General features: G+C 54.9%; 15 protein-coding genes and 2 pseudogenes. 8 read left to right on the top strand and 9 right to left on the bottom strand.

The features are described 5' to 3' along the window. Positions 1 to 5: 5 nt before the first annotated feature. Positions 6 to 419 (bottom strand): arsenate reductase ArsC, encoded by a 414-nt coding sequence (locus tag RTH46_RS00750; RefSeq protein ID WP_316904840.1) that lies wholly within the window; start codon positions 417 to 419, stop codon positions 6 to 8. Positions 420 to 535: 116 nt separating this feature from the next. On the opposite strand from RTH46_RS00750, the gene RTH46_RS00745 reads away from it, so the two are divergent. Beyond that, on the top strand, positions 536 to 874 hold the full coding sequence (locus RTH46_RS00745; RefSeq protein WP_023628526.1) for an ArsR/SmtB family transcription factor: 339 nt from the start codon (positions 536 to 538) through the stop codon (positions 872 to 874). A 43-nt stretch (positions 875 to 917) separates the two neighbouring features. Then, positions 918 to 1,961 (top strand): annotated as a pseudogene (locus RTH46_RS00740) (flavin-containing monooxygenase); the annotation flags it as partial. Here the strand turns inward: RTH46_RS00740 and RTH46_RS00735 are convergent. Further along, the gene (locus tag RTH46_RS00735) at positions 1,936 to 2,460 is read right to left on the bottom strand and encodes an arsinothricin resistance N-acetyltransferase ArsN1 family A (protein ID WP_123902525.1); all 525 of its coding nucleotides are present in this window, start codon (positions 2,458 to 2,460) and stop codon (positions 1,936 to 1,938) included. The pseudogene RTH46_RS00740 and the gene RTH46_RS00735 sit on opposite strands and share 26 nt — an antisense overlap. A 270-nt stretch (positions 2,461 to 2,730) precedes the next feature. On the opposite strand from RTH46_RS00735, the gene RTH46_RS00730 reads away from it, so the two are divergent. The 6 genes from RTH46_RS00730 to RTH46_RS00705 all read left to right on the top strand — a co-directional run bounded on the left by RTH46_RS00730 (position 2,731) and on the right by RTH46_RS00705 (position 9,390). After that, a complete protein-coding gene (locus RTH46_RS00730; RefSeq protein ID WP_237750120.1) occupies positions 2,731 to 3,621 on the top strand; it encodes a GIY-YIG nuclease family protein in 891 nt (296 codons plus the stop codon). Positions 3,622 to 3,714: 93 nt separating this feature from the next. Further along, complete coding sequence (locus tag RTH46_RS00725) at positions 3,715 to 4,533, top strand: hypothetical protein (protein ID WP_197865889.1); 819 nt, start codon at positions 3,715 to 3,717, stop codon at positions 4,531 to 4,533. A gap of 52 nt (positions 4,534 to 4,585) precedes the next feature. After that, on the top strand, positions 4,586 to 4,975 hold the full coding sequence (locus RTH46_RS00720) for an antitoxin Xre-like helix-turn-helix domain-containing protein (RefSeq protein WP_038707634.1): 390 nt from the start codon (positions 4,586 to 4,588) through the stop codon (positions 4,973 to 4,975). Positions 4,976 to 5,098: 123 nt separating this feature from the next. Further along, positions 5,099 to 5,776 (top strand): DNA adenine methylase, encoded by a 678-nt coding sequence (locus tag RTH46_RS00715; RefSeq protein ID WP_023628520.1) that lies wholly within the window; start codon positions 5,099 to 5,101, stop codon positions 5,774 to 5,776. A gap of 111 nt (positions 5,777 to 5,887) precedes the next feature. Continuing rightward, positions 5,888 to 6,877 (top strand): ATP-binding protein, encoded by a 990-nt coding sequence (locus RTH46_RS00710; RefSeq protein WP_316904839.1) that lies wholly within the window; start codon positions 5,888 to 5,890, stop codon positions 6,875 to 6,877. Positions 6,878 to 7,065: 188 nt separating this feature from the next. Next, complete coding sequence (locus RTH46_RS00705) at positions 7,066 to 9,390, top strand: S8 family peptidase (RefSeq protein WP_031314391.1); 2,325 nt, start codon at positions 7,066 to 7,068, stop codon at positions 9,388 to 9,390. A gap of 53 nt (positions 9,391 to 9,443) precedes the next feature. Here RTH46_RS00705 and RTH46_RS00700 read toward each other — a convergent pair whose 3' ends face one another. The 7 genes and pseudogenes from RTH46_RS00700 to RTH46_RS00675 all read right to left on the bottom strand — a co-directional run bounded on the left by RTH46_RS00700 (position 9,444) and on the right by RTH46_RS00675 (position 18,307). Beyond that, positions 9,444 to 10,139 carry a TnsD family Tn7-like transposition protein gene (locus RTH46_RS00700; RefSeq protein ID WP_232108713.1) on the bottom strand — a complete coding sequence of 232 codons (696 nt, stop codon included), beginning with the start codon at positions 10,137 to 10,139 and terminating at the stop codon, positions 9,444 to 9,446. Between the two features lie 333 nt (positions 10,140 to 10,472). Continuing rightward, positions 10,473 to 10,940: pseudogene (locus tag RTH46_RS26175) on the bottom strand (TniQ family protein); the annotation flags it as partial. A 25-nt stretch (positions 10,941 to 10,965) separates the two neighbouring features. Continuing rightward, the gene (locus tag RTH46_RS00695; RefSeq protein ID WP_023628516.1) at positions 10,966 to 12,390 is read right to left on the bottom strand and encodes an ATP-binding protein; all 1,425 of its coding nucleotides are present in this window, start codon (positions 12,388 to 12,390) and stop codon (positions 10,966 to 10,968) included. Beyond that, positions 12,387 to 14,552: a Mu transposase C-terminal domain-containing protein gene (locus tag RTH46_RS00690; RefSeq protein ID WP_316904838.1), complete on the bottom strand. Its 2,166-nt coding sequence runs from the start codon at positions 14,550 to 14,552 to the stop codon at positions 12,387 to 12,389. The genes RTH46_RS00695 and RTH46_RS00690 overlap by 4 nt, the downstream gene beginning before the upstream one ends. Continuing rightward, positions 14,545 to 15,435 (bottom strand): TnsA endonuclease N-terminal domain-containing protein, encoded by an 891-nt coding sequence (locus tag RTH46_RS00685; RefSeq protein ID WP_052062234.1) that lies wholly within the window; start codon positions 15,433 to 15,435, stop codon positions 14,545 to 14,547. Before RTH46_RS00685 ends, RTH46_RS00690 begins: the two co-directional genes overlap by 8 nt. 256 nt (positions 15,436 to 15,691) lie before the next feature. Then, positions 15,692 to 17,527, bottom strand: a complete 1,836-nt coding sequence (glmS, locus tag RTH46_RS00680; protein ID WP_316904837.1) for a glutamine--fructose-6-phosphate transaminase (isomerizing) — start codon at positions 17,525 to 17,527, stop codon at positions 15,692 to 15,694. Positions 17,528 to 17,539: 12 nt separating this feature from the next. Next, on the bottom strand, positions 17,540 to 18,307 hold the full coding sequence (locus RTH46_RS00675; protein ID WP_279846642.1) for a DeoR/GlpR family DNA-binding transcription regulator: 768 nt from the start codon (positions 18,305 to 18,307) through the stop codon (positions 17,540 to 17,542). Between the last annotated feature and the right edge of the window lie 51 nt (positions 18,308 to 18,358).

Genomic DNA, 18,358 nt, shown 5'->3' with positions numbered 1-18,358 from the left:
GATTCTCAGTGTTTGGTTTTCACGAGGACGAACATCTTGATGCGCTCATGGATCTCGTGAAGCGTGTGGCGGAAGGCATCGTGCTTGTCGCTGGTGACTGGATCTTCGAAGTGCCACATCAGGCGCTCCCCGAATTCCGGCAGGACCTGGCATTCCAGCGCCGCCTTGTCGCAAAGGGTGATGACGTAGTCGAAGTGTTCGTCGACGAACTCATCGATGGATTTGCTGCGCAGGCCGCTGGCATCGATACCGAGGTGCTCAAGCGCCGCGTAGGTACGCGGATCGACCTCGCCAGGCTGAGTGCCGGCGCTGAAAGCTTCAAAGCGCACAGGGTCTGTGTGTCGGAGCAATGCTTCGGCGAGCTGGGAGCGAGCAGCGTTTGCGGTGCAAACAAACAGGACGCGGATCTTGCCAGTCATCACGAGGTACTCTGCGCATATATGATTTTTCGAATATACGCTTTTTCGAATGTATCGTAACCCCTCTGAGGATGGGTGGCTTTACATGTGCATATCTGTGCACATATATTGGCGACATGACGACCAACCTGAACCTCCGCACCCAAGCCATCGACGCTGCCATCGAGTCGCTGGATGAGGCCTTCTTCAAAGCGCTCTGCGAGCCCTCCAGGGTCGCGGTGTTCAAGCGCGTGCTCCTGCTGGGCCGGGCGGATGTCGGCGAAATCGCCAAAGAGCTGCCGCAGGAGCGCTCGGTGGTCTCCAGGCACCTACAGGTGCTGCACGACGCCCAGATCGTGAAGGCCACCAAGGTGGGTCGGCAGGTGTTCTACGAAGTGAATGGTGGGGCGATCGTCGAGCGCCTTGAGGGCTTGCTCCAGCGGACCAAGGGTCTGGTGTCGCTGTGCTGCCCGTAGCTCGTGCCCTTTTTTGCTCTTATATATGCATGAGTGCGCACACATGAATAAATCGAGTCGTGCGGTGGATGTGATCGTCATCGGTGGTGGGCAAGCGGGTTTGGCGCTTGGCTGGCATTTGCAGCAACACGGCTTGGACTTTCTGATCCTGGATGAGCAGCCACGCCCGGGCGGAAATTGGCGCAACTACTACGACAGCCTGCAACTGTTCTCCCCGGCAGAGTATTCAGCGCTACCGGGGATGGTGTTTCCCGGTAATCCCCAGGGCTACCCGCTGCGAGACGACGTAGTGCAATACCTGGAGGCATACGCCGCCAAGTTTCAGCTGCCTTTTGAGGGCGGCACCCGAGTGGTGGAAGTCATGCAGAAGGAAAAGACATTCGAGGTTCGCGCGGCCAACGGATCGACCTTCACGGCGCGTGCGGTGGTCGTGGCATCGGGGGGCTTCAGCCGTCCATACACGCCAGACATTCCTGGCCAGGAAAGCTTTTCAGGTACCTGTCTGCACAGCTCGGGATATCGAACGCCTGAGGCCTTTGCTGGCCAGCGTGTCGTCGTGGTCGGCGCGGCGAACTCGGCGGTTCAAATTGCCTATGAGCTTGCCAGCGTTGCGCAGGTAGTGTTGGCGACTCGCGAGAAGATCCGCTTCTTCCCCCAACGAATCCTGGGCCTCGACTTTCATGCCTGGCTGAAACTCACCCGGTTGGAGCACACGCGATGGCTGAGTGACCAGAGCACGCCTGTGCTGGATACAGGCAAGTATCGAAAGGCCCTGGATACCGGGCGGTTCCAGCGTAAAGCGATGTTCCAGGAGGTGTTGCCCGATGGCGTTGTCTGGGTGGATGGAACCACCCATCAGGCCGACGCGCTGATTTTCGCCACGGGCTTCCGGCCGAACCTGGCGTTTCTGAGACAGCTTCCAGTCGCCGACCAGCAAGGTCGTGTCCTGCAGCGAAACGGCGTGGCAGATCAGGTGCCAGGCCTGTATTTCGTCGGGCTGCCCAAGCAGAGGAACTTCGCCTCGGCAACCCTCAGGGGTGTAGGGGCTGACGCAGGCTATCTCATGCCCCGGCTGCTTCGTCATCTGGACCGGGTTGGTTCGATGGAAAAACCCGCTCAACGATCACGCAATCCAGCCACCGACCTTCAAGACAAGCATGCTTCTCATAGACGCCAACTGTCCTGAAGCCGCAGGCCTGGCAGAGCGCGAGGCTCGCCTCGTTGAAGGTAAAAATGCGGGAGAGGACTTTCCAGAAACCACGTTCCTCTGCCTCACCGAGCAATGCTTTGAGCAGCGCCTTGCCGATGCCACGTCCGCGGACGTCACGGTGCAGATAGATCGAGAAGTCGGCGATGCCGACGTAGCACGAACGCGCGCGGTAGCTGCTCAGGTTTGCCCACGCCACTACCGCGCCGTCGACCTCAACGACCAGCACCGGATGGCGAGACATGTCGGCCACCCAGGGCTGCACATCCATAGAGGTGCGCGGCTGGGTCTCGAACGTAGAGCTGCGGTCTTCGATCCCCTGGTTGTAGATCTCGGCAATGGCCTGAACATCACCGAGTTGAGCGAGGCGGATGTGCATCTGGCTTCCTTTTCGATTGGTACGAACAACGAGCTGGATGGAGGTATCAGCTGGAGCAGATCACCCTGACCACGCCCCTGAGCTGAACAACCTACTCCATTAAGGCGATGAAGGGGATGAGCAGCGAGTCGCTAGCTCTGGTAGTGGTGCTGAAAGCAACATTGTGCGACACCCGTCCTTGAGAACGCTTCAGGAAAGCCCCGTCATGATTGCGCTGCTTCCCTGTCAAACCGTACGCTCCGAAGAAGATTACGGGATGCAGGAAGAGACGTGAATCGGGCAGCTATCGAACACATGACGGATCTGAAGAGGATGATCCAGTCGGCTATCGACGCCGGCGAGATCAGCAACCGAAGTCAGTTGCTGGCCTTAGCAGCAGAACAAGGGCTGACCGTGACTCGAAACGGCCGAGACTATGCCGGCTTCATGACGAAGAGCGAGAAACGTTTTCGTGTCCACTTCGACTTCAACGATTACGTTCCCAAGAAGCCGAAAGCAGCCCGGTTGTCTTCTCACGTTACCGAACCTGAGCAGAGCGACATTCGGGTAGACGGACCAGATGAGATCACGCCCGAGCAGCCTCACAAGGCGGGAGCAAAGGCCGTTGGCTCTCAAAAAAAGATGCCGAAAGCGCGGAGGAAAGCACGCAATCCAACGACTGGTTTCTGGATCTATGCGCTGATCGCTCATAGCAAAGACGGCAGGAGAAAAGCCTGCTACGTAGGCCAGGCCGCCCGACTGGCAAAACGCTTCAGGGAGCACTTCAATGAAAAGCGAGAGGGGCATTGCTCCTACGCTTTGCTCCGCTGGGCGGAGCACGAGCAGGTAGATGTTCAGGCTGTGGTGCTGACTTGGGCCGAAGGAACTCAAAGCAATGCAACTTATTTTGAGGGCTACTGGCTTCAGAGAGCACTCAATGCGGGCTTCCAAGCACCTGACGTCCACAACTGGGGAAACCTACCTAGGCCAGACAGTTTGCCTGGGCAACCCAAGCTCTGGCCCACTGAGCTGGTTCAATCTCGATCGCTCTCTCTGGTAGAGGTAGTCATGCAGAGAATCACCCCCAAGGCCCTCTACTTGGACGCGGTGCCGACAGGCATGGTCCAGCTCGGCCTGTCCCTCACCCTTCACGCGGATAACGCGGTTGATCGGTTCGCCTGACCATATTGATCAGCACGGAGAGGGCTAGAAAAGCCCATTTACCCTTCAGCCGCCTACGCACAGATTGCGCGCAAACGTCCAATGGTGACATCGATGATCTACGCACCGTTCCCTGGGGAATTTATTGCCTCAGCCTTACGCCGAGGAAAAGAAATCCTGGGAATACGCTGTAGGCAGAGTGATTACCAAATTACTAAAGTAAGTCCACGCTCATCCAAGGACCGCTGGCAGATTGTACTGCCGCCAGTATTTCAGGATGACGACATTGCCAAGCTGGCTTTGTACGAGAACACGCTATACCCGCTATTTTCCGTTATGGGACGTACAGTTTACTACGGCAATTACACGCCTAATCGAAACTGGAGAATATGTTTTCATTGTGTCGAGGAAGATTCAGAGACATACGGCTCGCCGTTCATTCATGTCGCCCATCTAACTCGCTCAGTGACGCTCTGCTATAAGCACGCCGTGCGACTTGCAGAAAAATGTCCATCTTGTGGAGCCTACATACACTCGCACGATCTAGCATCTATCATCGACTGTAGTGTTTATTTCCCTGACGTTTCAAACGCTGCAGGATCGCAGCATCATGATTATGCAATTTTTGTTAATTCACTTTTAGACTTTAGAGATTCGACTTACAGCCAACCCTGGGTTAATAGCACGCTTTCAGATAAATATATTCAAGTTTTACATGGCGGCGATCATTTCACGGGATATACTTCTTACAGACAAGAAATTGGTCAATTCCTAGGCATGCATTTCAATGAGACAATGAGTGATTACCTCTCACTGGATTTTTGCCTAGCTCTCGCATTTTTAGGGTTCAGGGACGCAGAGTCGCTCATGTCGATCTTGAAGCGCCCGTCCGAGGGCCCGCGTGAGCCAGTAATACGTGCGCATCCGCGCTGAGCGTCGGCTGTATGCGACAATTGGAGCCCCCCGAGGCACTGGGATCACGATGATGAGCAACGACGTCGGGCATCGGTCATCAACGGCTCTGAAAGTGGCCTTGCGGATCATCAGCGCTTGGCGGGCAACGCCGCATCAGGCATGCCGAATCCTGCGCATTTCACCGTCGACCTACCGACGGATAGTTCAAGGGCATACCGCTGGAAAAAGGCTCGACCTTGACCAACTACAACGCATCGGGTTCGTGCTTGAAATCCACGCAACGCTGCGAACCGTCTTCGACAGCCAGTACAACGTCCAAGGATTCCCTGGCTTCAAGAACGGCAACGAGTTTTTTGAGGGCCGCAGTCCTCTGGAGGTCATGGCTCAGGGCGACATGATCGCGATCTACGAAACCTACAAGCGCATCGAACAACTAAAGAGCTTCGCCACGATCGCCTAGGTTTGATGCAGTTCGGTCATCGCTATAGGCGCCAAACGATACGAGCCGGCGCCCCTCATCCATTCCTCTACCGTTCGGCATTCCGCAATTGACATCATCGTCATTTCTGACGATGCTCCGTCCATGAAATATCCCGGCGGAAAAGGCAAGTGCTATCAGCGCTTGATCAACCTGATGCCACCGCATCAGACCTACATCGAGTCGCACCTCGGCGGAGGTGCAGTCATGCGCAACAAAAAAGCCGCGAAGCGCAGCATCGGATTGGATATCGATCCAGTAGTCATCGAGCGCTGGCGAAGCGAAACTTCAGCTGTCTGCGAGCTGCACCAGGTCGATGCGGTCACCTTTCTGAGCAGTTTTTCCTACGTCGGCGACGAGCTGGTGTATGTTGACCCGCCGTATGTTCCTGAAACGCGCCGCCGCTCAAAGGTCTACCGGTGTGATTACACCCAAGCCGACCACGTGAAACTGTTGGGTTGCCTGACCAGCTTGCCCTGCAAGGTGATGCTCTCAGGCTACGACAATGACCTCTACAACGAGGCGCTTCGGGGGTGGCGAAAGGTGCAATTCTCGGCCAAAACTCACGTAGAGGTACGAGAAGAGGTGGTTTGGTTGAATTTTGACCCACCAAACCAATTGCACGACTCTCGGTACCGTGGCGAAACGTTTAGAGAGCGGCAGACGATACAACGTCGCCAAGCTCGCCTACGCTCACGGATCGATGAGATGGATCCAGTAGAACGCACAGAACTGCTGCAGTGGATGCAAGAGCACTACGGAAATACAGGGGAAGCCGCTTGAGATAAGCGGATCACCTCTGAAAAAGTGACCGGCGGCTTCGAATTAGAAGGCGTCGTCAGGGAAGACGCAGGGTCACAACGTTACATCATCGAATCTGAAGGTAGGAATATCATGGCCAGCGGCGAGCACCTCAAAGCCCTTGTGCGTTCACACATCAAAGGCGATGACAGCCACTTCCTGGCTGTGGCTATGCAGATGGCCGCGCACGAGGCAAAGCAGGGACACGGAAAGCTTGCCCAGGATCTCCGTACCCTGATTGACGCTGCTCATTCAAAAAAGAGCCAGATGCCTTCTGCGAACCCGGTACCGATCGGTTTGCCCCGTGGCGAGCTCAGCAACCTGCTGGCGGTGGGTGCAGCTGGAACTCGACTGTCGGAGATGGTGTTAGACGAAAACACCCAGCAGCGGCTCGCCCGGATCATCAGTGAGCAGCGCAACTTCGAGAAAATCCGCGCGCATGGCTTATCCCCTCGTCGCAAGCTCCTGCTGGTAGGCCCGCCCGGTACCGGTAAAACCATGACCGCCTCCGCCTTGGCTGGGGAGCTGGGGATCCCGCTGTACATCGTCCGTCTCGACAGCCTGATCACCAAGTTCATGGGCGAGACAGCAGCCAAGCTTCGCCAGGTCTTTGATGCTATCCGTGATACGCGGGCCATCTACTTCTTCGATGAGTTCGACTCCATCGGTTCTCAACGGGGGCTCGCCAATGACGTTGGAGAGATTCGCCGTGTGCTTAACAGTTTCCTGCAAATGATTGAGCAGGACCAATCCAACAGCCTCATCCTCGCGGCAACCAACCATCCAGAAATTCTCGACTACGCCTTGTTCCGCCGCTTCGATGATGTTATCGAATATGGGCTACCCAACCAGAAGCAGACTGAAGCGGCACTCAAAAGTCGCTTGGCCAACTTCTCGAAGTCGATCAAAAGCTGGAAACCTTTGTCCCTGGCGGCAGATGGTTTGAGCTATGCGGAGTTGGCAAAGGCAGCGGACGACGCCATCAAAGACGCAATTATTGATGACCGTGCCTTGGTAGAGGATGAGGACGTGGTGAGGCACCTTGAGGAGCGCAAGGCCTTCCACCAACGAAAACGAATATGAGCCAGTAGAGCTTATCGATGACGGAACATAACGCAGGACAGCGGCCACACTTTCACTTCAAGGGATTAGGAAAACCGGAAAGGTTCCAGTCCACAGCATCAGCCACACGGGACCCGAAGTACCCTCAGCGCGACCGGCAGGGTCACGCAAAAATGCTGCTGTCGCAACTGGGCATAGCCCGAGAGCAAATGACGCAAGCAGTCATTGCCCAGCGCCAAGCAGGACAAGAAAAGGGCTTTGGACTGCAGCTCGAGTTCATCAGTGAGCCAGGCTTTGAACTGGCATTTGAGAGCCTGGCGCGAGGCCCCCAAAAAATCGAGCTGTTGAACGTTCGTTACGACGAGCCAACCAAAACTAATTTCGCTACGGTGTTCGTGCCAGACGGCAAACTGAGTGCCTTCGAAAGCCTGGTGAACCAATACCTTCAGAGCAATTCGAAGAAGGGGCTGCCCAGGAACACGCTTGTTCTGAACCCCATCCAAGAAATTCGAATCGCCACCTTCGACGCATTGTGGACGGATGATCCAGCGATGCTGCCGGCCAGGGATGATGAGGCCATATGGTGGGAGTTCTGGCTTCCCGCCCGCGATGACCAGGCAGCTGTCATCCAGCGCTTCAAAGCAGTCGCGAATGTCCTGCAATTCCTGACGTCCGAACACCTGCTGACTTTCCCCGAACGAACCGTGATCAACGTATATGGCTCTAAAGCAGCCATCATGGCCTCGATGGTACTGCTCAATGAAGTTGCCGAAATTCGTCGAGCCAAGGAAACCGCCGAGTTCTTCGATGCCCTTCCGCCGATAGAACAAGCCGAGTGGGCTGAAGAGCTGGCTGGCCGCGTGACAGCGACCGAAGACAACAATCTTCGTGTATGCCTGCTCGATACTGGTGTGAACCCTGGCCATCCTCTGCTAGCCGCTCACATCGAGATGGACGACTTACACTCTGTGGATGCAGCATGGGGTGTCGATGACACCGTTGGCCACGGGACCGGACTCGCCGGCGTCGCGCTGTACGGTGATCTAGTAGAACCGCTCCTCTCCGGTGGCCCTGTCTCCATCTCACACCGGGTTGAGTCGGTGAAATTGCTTCAGGCTGCCCACGGCTCCCCCAGCGAGCCGTACGGCTCTCTCACCATGCGAGCTGTCGCATACCCTGAGATCAAAGGTCCAAACAAGCAGCGCATCTTCAGTATGGCGATCACCAGTATCGACGACCGCGACCGGGGAAGGCCTTCAGCTTGGTCCGCCGCAGTCGACATGCTCACCGCCGACTACCTAGGTGAACGCGCCAATCCGCGCTTGATGATTGTCTCGGCCGGCAATGCAAAAGCGGCTGATTACCTCCGGTATCCCCACAGCAACCTCACCGACGGTATCCATGATCCTGGGCAATCTTGGAACGCAATCTGCGTGGGTGCCTACACATTGAAGGACCGTTTGGACCCACCGAGTGCAACGTCTCATCCCTTGGCCGCACACGGTGGTTTGAGTCCCTACAGCACGACATCTCGCACCTGGACAAAAACACCTTGGCCGCTGAAGCCTGACGTCGTCTTCGAAGGGGGCAACCTCGTCCGTGATGCGCATGGCGCCTTCGAACACACTTCACTGTCCCTGTTGACGACATCGCATAAGCCCGCGGCGCGACTCTTCTCGACCACCTGGGCCACGAGTGCCGCCTCCGCTCTCGCCGCTCGAATGGCTGCTCAGATTGCGGCAGCCTATCCCGAGCTCTGGCCCGAAACCGTCCGCGCGCTGATGGTCCATTCTGCGGAGTGGACGCCACAGATGAAAGCGGATTTCCTCGCGGGGGCGTCCAAGGCCGACTATGAGGGACTGGTCCGCGCATGTGGTTTCGGTGTACCTGATCTGGGCCGGGCGATCTGGAGCGCGGCGAACTCGCTGACACTGGTCGTTGAGGACAAACTCAGGCCATTCGGCCGGCAAGGTACAAATCCCGCCACCGCAAAGGACATGCACCTTCACCAGTTGCCTTGGCCCAAGCAGTCGCTACTGGATATGGGGGATGCTGAAGTCGAAATGCGGGTCACCCTCTCCTACTTCATTGAACCCAACCCTGGTGTCCTCGAGCGCGGTGTGAGCGGGCGCTACCGCTACGAGTCCCACGGCCTGCGTTTCGAAGTTAGTCGCGAAAGCGAAGACGTGACGGCCTTCCGACAGCGCATCAACAAGAAGGCCCGCGCTGAAGAGGATGGTCTCCCCTACGTCGGCAGCGCCTCCGATGACAGGTGGTGTATCGGCGTGCGCGGCCGTCACCGCGGCTCACTGCACTCGGACATCTGGCGCGGCCCAGCTTCCGCGCTCGCAGGTCTGGGATTACTTGGCGTCTACCCTGCACCAGGTTGGTGGAAGACCTTGGTGAAGAAAAATCGGTACAACGAAGACGTGCGATACAGCCTGGTCGTGTCTATCAAGACCGAGCAGAACGAGGTAGACCTGTACAACGCAGTGTCGACGGAGATCGCAAACCGCAACGCGATCGTTACCTGAGGGTGCGGTGAAGCCTGGCGAGAGCTGGGCTTCATCCCCTAGCCCTGCCGAGATCAGACGACCCCATTGACCAAACGGCGAGCGTCGATTAATTCCTGGAGCTCGCACCTGTCAAAGCGGCTTACACGGATACCGGCAAGCTTTATCACGAGCCAATGCTGGAGAAACTTTGGGTAAGGTAAGTTTTCAATCGCCCACTGGAGCTTCCGCAGCTGAAAGTCATGCTCGTTTTCAATAAGTACAGGCAACATCTCCGAGCTTTTCTTGAGTTTGGCAATATTTCTCAGTAACCCGGATCCGCCGGGAATAGTTCTTGCTAGCTCCGACTTGGTTATTTTAGATGGTTTACCTACCCGCAATAGAATCAGGTGGCGGGCAGCGAGCATCCGGGATAAAAACTCTTCATCACGCTTTCCCCAATCAGCACGGCAGGTTCGTGCCCGCGTTGGCGGAAGCGGATGTACATTGTCAACGAGCCATGCTCTGTCATAACGATAGAGCCAGTTGTAACCAGCCCTTTCGTGGCATTTCTTATCTTTGTCCCGTTGATAATCCGCCCGGTGACTGTTGGTTGTTATTGAAGGCGATGTATGAACAACACAGCTGCCGGATTTATCCGGTCGCGGAGTATATCGAGAGTCAGAGCGTTGAAATGCCTTGAGAGAGGCTACATCTTGGCCAAGTAAAGAAAGCGCAAAAAAGAAATGAAACGGCTGAATAACCCTTTCGCGGGGGCGAAGCAACCTCAAGACCCAATCGTGGCCAATAACTAGCTGTTCGTATGGACCGTGAGAGGGCCCCATAGATAACCGATGCTTTAGGTACTGCGATAGTGCACGCTCACATAACCGGCCATTATTTATGAAGCCAAGCTCTGCCAGACAGAAACGGAGTATGCCTCGCTCAACGATTTCGCATAAAAGATCAGGGTTGCGGAGGCCCCAATTTTGCAAGTGCGACACGGTATTGCTAACCTCGGCAGGAGAATCCGTACATCGTGGTTTTGAATTCCCTTCGCCAGGAAGCACCATATAACGCCAGTCGTTACTATATTCGAATTTATAGGATATAAGCAGCTGGTCATGGAGCGGACAGGTCAACACGCCAGGAGCCACATGGATACGGTGCCAATACGGTACTCCGGAGGATCGTAAATCGTCTAAGACGCACGCAGGACAGTAACGCAATGACGAGTGCTTCAACAAACCTGACGCAGTTAGGCCGAGCCTCATCATCACTCCGCTTCCATTGTTAGACATCATGCTCTGTACCGTGGCTGAGTAGGCGCGCTCACTCAGAAATGGGCGGTATAAGGGTAAAAGCGTGTGATGCAGAATGAGATCGCAGGCAGTAATCATGCCACCTAAGCGATAAGCCAGCGCCTTTAGCCCGCACGGGAACATCGAGCCGCATGTTCGAGAATAGTAACCAAAGAGCTCGTCACTGGTTCGACGGTAGCTGGAATTTCCGATTATTCGATGATATCTCACAGCCAAGCTGTACATGGTCTCATCTGGTAATGGCTCAGGGAAGGTTAAAATTCTCTCCATCACCATTACTCCAGTTCAATCGCGGCTACCAGACCGGATCTTCATCAATCCAGCCGCGCGATAAAAGCTCCTCTTCCAAATCAGCCCCCGACGGCAAGTGAGCATCACTCGGTTTGTTCACTGCAACGACAGTTCTGCTTTTTGGTTTTGGCCGCGGCTCCTCTATTACTAATGGCTCATTCAAAAATAATTTTAGGTCGGCACGCTTTGCCCTGCGGGTGAGATCATAGTTCATCATTTTAGAGATCTGATCTTTCGTGGGCATCATGTCCTCAAAGTCATCGATCTGTTGAGGATCACCACTACGCAGGGCCTCAATCGGCTTATGAAGCATGCGCATTTGATTGTCATAGACACGCTGCAAAACACGCGTGGTGATCCCAGGAAGATTTTCAGTGATGACATAGCGCTGAGCCAACATCAGCAGCTTTACAAGAAAGTCGGTATTGCCCTGGGTAAGATCATAGATCTTAGCGCTGAGTTCATCGGTTAACGGCTCGCCCGAACCCGTCCAGTCATACTCCCAGAGTCTTTGAACTAGATGCTCCCAGAACGGAGACGTTTCACTGAATCGATCGAATGAGATCTCGCCCATGCCGACGGCCCGCCTAGCGTTACGTAGAACGCCAGAGAAAAGTGGCAACATGGCATTCGTGCCCACATAAACCAGAGGGACACCAGCATCATTTGATAAGGTGACAAAAAAATTCAGAAGCTTTTCTCTGTCATTGCCTTTGTGAGAAGACTTCAAGTGCTGCATTTCGTCGATGATAATTGCACCGATATAAAATGCCTTGCACAACTGAATAATGCTGTTCAGCATCACACTGATACTTGGACGCCTAGCTACTGAGTCAGAATACTTGGCTATGCCTAGCGCGTTGTCCAACGAGGAGAAAAATGCCGCACAGAAGCCCCCAAGCGAGCCATCATGAGGGGACTCAATCTTGAGCCAAACCACTTGTGTTTCGATGAATATCCGATTGCCGTATTTGCTATGTCGAATCACTTGCGGATAGAGCTTAGCAATCGAGTCTAGGGCAGTGGTCTTCCCCATTCCACTAAGACCAATCAGCGTCATAATATTAGCCGAAGACTTGAAACCACCTCGCTCAGCACCACTCTTTTTTGGATGGCGATAACGTACAGTTTCAGGGCTAAACGGGTTTCGCCCCGTATAGCCGTACCGAATCAGCTGGCTGAAGCCGTCTTCAAGCTCTAGGTGTATCTCGAGCGGCACGACAACGTCCCTGAGCCTGTTGATACCGTGTCCGCGCAGCTTAGGCTCCAATTGAAGCTCAGCAGCATCGGGCTTTGGCGGCATGTGGCCAATGCCTCGTACCACTTCAACATCCGAAAGAATATGCGGCAGTGCTTCGATTAGCGGATTGCCATCATACTGCGGCATTCCGGTTTTGTTATAGCAGGCTTTCTCATAAGAAGGCTTCATGGGTTCGGTTCCTGAGACTCGCTTACTACCAGTTTCAAAAACGCTGCGCTTCGCGTGGACAGATGTTCTGTTACAGCATTCGTTGATTCTATACTTCGAGCACTGGGGGATTTAACTAGGTGTAACCGACCAAGCTCTGCTGTTTCAGCATTCCGCTCTACTGCGACTTCAGTACTACGCTTTTGTTGCTTGTTACTTTTGTGATCTGCTTTAGACGTAGGGCGCCCCGCTACTTTCTTCTTAGCTTTGGCCCCATCGATAATCTCATTGTGTAGACCTTTAAGCCGAACCGAATCGATCAATTCATCGTGCTTAGAATCCGGAGATTGCTGACCAGTGATACTAAGAAAATCAACAACCTCTTCTAGACGATACCCTGCAAACTTCTTGCTCAAATATGGAACAATTGTAAGCGACAAAAATTCAGCGCCAACCTTTATCCAGCAATTCTCAATAGAGTTAGGGTCGTACCAAACCCGAACGTATTTGGTCGAGAAATTATGAGAGCGTGCAGCCCAATTTTCTCTTTCCGCTAACTCGCATGTATAAATGACGCCTTTAAACTGAATACCTGCTCGGGTTATACGACACTCTTGCGAGGGTAACAACGCGATTTTCAGCTCGGAAGGAGTGACGACTTTTGAATGAACCATGTTATGGTTCATGCCCCAATTCCATATATTCAATGGCGTCGGTTCAATCCCCTCCCTTACCATCTCTTTAGTCAAAATATGCGGAACGCGCAAATGCTTGTTGTGATGCAGTACCGCGTAGATCATCATCTGAGTAAACTCATCCAGATCCAAGATGGCATCCAACTGATAATCACGATCGCCGCGCTCCTGGCGACGTGCGTCTACGCCACCTGGAACAAACCTAATATCCACCTTATTATTTAGCAAACGAAAACGACTTTCGACAATAGCCTTCCAGTCGGGTCGGTACGGCGGAGGAATATTTAGTATAGTCCCAAGCGTATTACTCATAGTTTCGCCTGCATTGCTTAACAACTCTGCTCGGTCAGCTGTCAGCTCAACAGGCAAATGGAAGCATGGCCATTCTGACGACTCAATGGTTACACCGTACCGCGCACAAAAATCAACTTTTGGTGTATAGGCGTTATAGAGCGCATGGCGAGCTCCATTCCAGCTGGGTCCTTCTAGCCCGACGTGTAAACCAACGATCATTCGGCTGTAATTATCAACTACTACATAAACCACCGGCCGACCAATCAACCAATTGCGATTAATTCTATGCACTAGATACACATCAGCTACAGTCGAATCGATCTCGTAACGGTGACAGGGCCCTGTAACGCCTTGTGATGCGATACCGACTAATGGCCTTAGGTCTTTATTCCAATTCTTATTCCCTCGCCTTCCTTTAAGCACATACAAGTCATCATAGAATTTTTTTCCCTGATATTTGAACTGATCTAGGTTAGGGTGCGCACCTCTCACCAAGTCTCCCTTGGTACCATCTGAATTTACTGAGCAATAGAATTTATTCAACATCCAGAGGTAACAATCATTAAGCGTACCGCACTTCCGGCTGACAAATCGACCATAACAGAGGTTGATTCTACTTACATGCACTTGGTCAAGCATGATCGCTCGATCTTCAGTAACTACTCCCAAATACTTTGGCTTACGTCCAGGAACGATCCCTGACTCCCGAGACTTACTCTTTCCTCGCCCTCCACATTTAGAGGTATTCCAAAGAAAGGCATTTTTTACTTGACCTAAACTCCAGTACCTATAGAGAAGACGATAGACAACCTTTCGATCAATACCGAGAAGCTCGGCATGTCTCTTGACATCAGCACCAAAAGTTGATGTCAGCACATCCAAGGGATTCTTATTTTCGACCAGAGCCCTGATTAGCGACCAATTTTTGTCACGACTTAGCTTCTCACGCTCGCTAATCTCAGCATCAGTGCGGATCATAAAGTCCGCCGGGCTCTCTACGTTTACAGCCACTAATGCTGAGTCGATTTCTGAGCAGAGCGAGGCCGCGTCAATCAACCAAGGCTTCTTGGGATTTGCGGTCATGTCAATTACGACACATTGATCACCTGTATGACCCAGCACTCGAACTGGACCGTCGATTAGTTTAGATCCCTCTACCGGTGACAATATAGAATTGCATGAAATCTTATGCATGCTGGTCAACCTTAATATCTGCCATACCTACATCAGGGACTTTGACACTCAGCGGTTCTGCCAAACTTATCAAGCTTGCGCTCAAATCCATTTCTAACGCGCCGACCCACAGCATATGGAAGAACAAAGATTTGACCCCCACGTACTCCATGTATAAAAACCTTGCTAATTTTTGCAAGTATGACTTTAAAGGCATCACGTCGGTTGGCCCAGCAGCAATTGCAATCAGCGCTTTTCTTATATTTTTCTCATTGGCTATGAGAGGTGATATCTTGGCGTGGCTTCTAAGAACCAGTAAATTAGCGATGCGTGTCTGGGAAAGTCGCTCATATAGAACCAACCTCCACTCCACATTTCTCCGCTCCCAATAGACTCTTTCCAAATCAAGCTTATCGAGTATCCAATTTTTCTCTTCCGGCGAAGCGTCGTGAAATTCCTTAGCGTATTTCATAGAGCGCGCTACCAGCCGTTCACTTCCATCTGTGGTCAGCTGGGTTATCAGAAAATCTGTAGTCATCACCAGAGGCACTTGTGTTCCAGGATACACAGGAGGCCGAATATTCAAACTCGTGGCAATAGATTGAATTTCAGCTTGCGGGAATAACGGATATTGCTCTCGAATATCTATTATTGACTTATCGTGTTCAAGGATGACGTGATAGTGAAACTCGGCATTTGAGAGCAGGTGATGAACACGTTGAATATTAACGCCGGGGACGAGATGGGATGTCCCTCTCGATGGGAACGAACGCACCTTGATCCAAGGTACGTACTCCTCACGGACGCCTTGGCCGTCGCCGGCCGCCACCCGCTTGTCGATCTTCTGCTGCGTGATAACCCGTGGAGATACTGGCTTAGGACGCTTTGCTTGAACCTTGCTCATCGGTTAACCGGACTACCTTTCAGACAGGGCAACGCCAAGGGCATCGGTGAAAAGGAGAATCCTGCCGAGTGCAGGATCAGCCACTTCACGGTCAGTAAGCTGACTGTGATTTTGAACCCGAAAACGCGAGGCGGGTGCCTTCCCGATAAAGGGAGGCACCCGCTGTGACAGACTTTATTTTGTTGTGACAACCTTTATTTAGTCGTGGCAACCTTTATTTATTTCAGACAACTGGCATTAGCGCAGAGTCTGCCTGTTACTCCACCGTCACCGACTTGGCCAGGTTGCGTGGCTGGTCGACGTCGGTGCCCTTGAGCACGGCAACGTAGTACGACAGCAGTTGCAGCGGGATGGTGTAGAGGATCGGCGCCAGGGCGTCGGCGATGTGCGGCACCTTGATCACGTGGGTGCCCTCGCCATTGCTCATGCCGGCGTTCTCGTCAGCGAACACCACCAGCTCGCCGCCACGGGCGCGCACTTCCTGCAGGTTGGACTTGAGCTTTTCCAGCAGCTCGTTGTTCGGCGCCACGGTGACCACCGGCATGTCGTTGTCGACCAGCGCCAGGGGGCCGTGCTTGAGCTCACCGGCCGGGTAGGCTTCGGCGTGGATATAGGAGATTTCCTTGAGCTTCAGCGCACCTTCCATGGCCACCGGGTACTGCGCACCACGGCCAAGGAACAGGGTGTGGTGCTTGTCGGCGAACAGCTCGGCGATCTTCTCGACCACGCCGTCCATCGCCAGGGCTTCGCTCAGGCGGGCCGGCAGGCGGCGCAATTCTTCAACCAGTTCGGCTTCGACGCCGGCCTGCAGCGTGCCGCGCACCTGGCCCAGGGCCAGGGTCAGCAGCATCAGCGACACCAACTGGGTGGTGAAGGCCTTGGTGGAGGCGACGCCGATTTCCGGGCCGGCCAGGGTCAACAGGGTCAGGTCGGATTCGCGCACCAGCGAGCTGATGCCCTTGTTGCAGATCGCCAGGCTGCCGAGGAAGCCCAGCTCCTTGGCGTTGCGCAGGGCGGCCAGGGTGTCGGCGGTTTCGCCGGACTGCGAGATGGAGACGAACAGGGTGTCCTGCTGCACCACCACCTTGCGGTAGCGGAACTCGCTGGCCACTTCCACCTGGCAGGGAATGCCGGCCAGCTCTTCAAGCCAGTAACGGGCGACCATACCGGCGTGGTAGCTGGTACCACAGGCGACGATCTGCACGTTGCGCACTTTGGCGAACAACTCGGCGGCCTGGGGGCCGAACGCCTGGACCATCACGTGGTCCTTGGCCAGACGGCCTTCGAGGGTGCGCTGCACCACGGTCGGTTGCTCGTGGATCTCCTTGAGCATGAAGTGGCGATAGTTGCCCTTCTCTGCCGCTTCGGCGCCTTCGTGGTACTGCACCGTCTCGCGCTCGACCGGCTGGCCGGCCTGGTCCCAGATCTGGACCTGATCGCGGCGGATCTCGGCGATGTCGCCCTCTTCAAGGTACATGAAGCGGTCGGTGACCTGGCGCAGGGCCAGCTGGTCGGACGCCAGGAAGTTCTCGCCAAGGCCCAGGCCGATCACCAGCGGGCTGCCGCTGCGGGCAGCGACCAGGCGGTCGGGTTGGCTGGCGCTGATCACGGCCAGGCCATAGGCGCCATGCAGGCGCTTGACCGCTGCCTTGAGGGCGTCGGTCAGGTCTGGAATGGTCTTGAGCAGGTGGTGGATCAGGTGAACGATCACCTCGGTGTCGGTTTGCGAGGTGAACACGTAACCCAGCTGCTTGAGCTCTTCGCGCAGGGCTTCGTGGTTTTCGATGATGCCGTTGTGCACCACGGCCACGTCATGGCCAGAGAAATGCGGGTGAGCGTTGCCTTCGGTCGGAGCACCGTGGGTGGCCCAGCGGGTGTGGGCGATGCCCAGCTGGCCGGCCAGCGGGTCGGCGCTGACGGCGGCCTGCAGCTCGCTGACCTTGCCGATGCGGCGGCGACGCTCAAGGCCGCCCTGCTGGCTGTAGACGGCCAGGCCGGCACTGTCATAGCCACGGTACTCGAGGCGCTTGAGGCCTTCGATGAGGATTGCTGTGATATTGCGCTCGGCAACGGCACCAACGATTCCACACATAAGTTGTTGCTCCTAGCTGATAGCGGCGCAGATCAGATTGATGCCGCGGGCTTGAATGCGGTCGCGTGCCTCGGCGGGCAGGCGATCATCGGTAATAAGGGTGTTCACGCTGCTCCAGGGCAGCTCCAGGTTGGGGATCTTGCGGCCGACCTTGTCCGACTCGACCATCACGATCACCTCGCGGGCCACTTCGGCCATGACCCGGCTCAGGCCCAGCAGTTCGTTGAAGGTGGTGGTGCCACGTTCCAGGTCGATGCCGTCGGCGCCGATGAACAGCTGGTCGAAATCGTATGAGCGTAGAACCTGCTCGGCCACCTGGCCCTGGAACGACTCCGAATGCGGGTCCCAGGTGCCGCCAGTCATCAGCAGCACCGGCTCGTGTTCCTGCTCGCTGATGGCGCGGGCCACGTTGAGCGAGTTGGTCATCACCACCAGGCCAGGCTGGCGCCCAAGCTGGGGAATCATCGCCGCGGTGGTGCTGCCGCTGTCGATGATGATGCGCGCGTGCTCACGGATGCGTTCGACTGCGGCCCGGGCGATGGCCTGCTTGTACTGTGACACCGGCTGTACCGTATCGGCCAACAGCTCCTGGGGCATGGTCACGGCACCACCGTAACGACGCAACAGCAGGCCATTGGCTTCCAGGGCAGCGAGGTCCTTGCGGATGGTCACTTCCGAGGTTTCGAAACGTTTGGCCAGGGCATCGACGCTCACCTCGCCCTGCTCGGCGAGCAAAGCCAGGATGTTGTGGCGACGCTGGGGGGTGTTTCGTTTCGACATGGCCGTTTTAAGTTTCGATTCGAAAGTTAAGTGGCGCAATCAAAACCCAAG

The organism is Pseudomonas sp. zfem004, from assembly GCF_032621715.1.
Classification (GTDB): domain Bacteria; phylum Pseudomonadota; class Gammaproteobacteria; order Pseudomonadales; family Pseudomonadaceae; genus Aquipseudomonas; species Aquipseudomonas sichuanensis.
This window is presented reverse-complemented; position numbering and strand designations above follow the sequence as displayed.

Excerpts from the sequence above, each read along its gene's own strand:
- RTH46_RS00750 (WP_316904840.1), bottom strand. The coding sequence starts at position 419 with ATGACTGGCAAGATCCGCGTCCTGTTTGTTTGCACCGCAAACGCTGCT.
- RTH46_RS00745 (WP_023628526.1), top strand. The coding sequence starts at position 536 with ATGACGACCAACCTGAACCTCCGCACCCAAGCCATCGACGCTGCCATC.
- RTH46_RS00735 (WP_123902525.1), bottom strand. The coding sequence starts at position 2,460 with ATGCACATCCGCCTCGCTCAACTCGGTGATGTTCAGGCCATTGCCGAG.
- RTH46_RS00725 (WP_197865889.1), top strand. The coding sequence starts at position 3,715 with ATGATCTACGCACCGTTCCCTGGGGAATTTATTGCCTCAGCCTTACGC.
- RTH46_RS00720 (WP_038707634.1), top strand. The coding sequence starts at position 4,586 with ATGAGCAACGACGTCGGGCATCGGTCATCAACGGCTCTGAAAGTGGCC.
- RTH46_RS00715 (WP_023628520.1), top strand. The coding sequence starts at position 5,099 with ATGAAATATCCCGGCGGAAAAGGCAAGTGCTATCAGCGCTTGATCAAC.
- RTH46_RS00710 (WP_316904839.1), top strand. The coding sequence starts at position 5,888 with ATGGCCAGCGGCGAGCACCTCAAAGCCCTTGTGCGTTCACACATCAAA.
- RTH46_RS00705 (WP_031314391.1), top strand. The coding sequence starts at position 7,066 with ATGACGCAAGCAGTCATTGCCCAGCGCCAAGCAGGACAAGAAAAGGGC.
- RTH46_RS00695 (WP_023628516.1), bottom strand. The coding sequence starts at position 12,390 with ATGAAGCCTTCTTATGAGAAAGCCTGCTATAACAAAACCGGAATGCCG.
- RTH46_RS00690 (WP_316904838.1), bottom strand. The coding sequence starts at position 14,552 with ATGCATAAGATTTCATGCAATTCTATATTGTCACCGGTAGAGGGATCT.
- RTH46_RS00685 (WP_052062234.1), bottom strand. The coding sequence starts at position 15,435 with ATGAGCAAGGTTCAAGCAAAGCGTCCTAAGCCAGTATCTCCACGGGTT.
- glmS (WP_316904837.1), bottom strand. The coding sequence starts at position 17,527 with ATGTGTGGAATCGTTGGTGCCGTTGCCGAGCGCAATATCACAGCAATC.
- RTH46_RS00675 (WP_279846642.1), bottom strand. The coding sequence starts at position 18,307 with ATGTCGAAACGAAACACCCCCCAGCGTCGCCACAACATCCTGGCTTTG.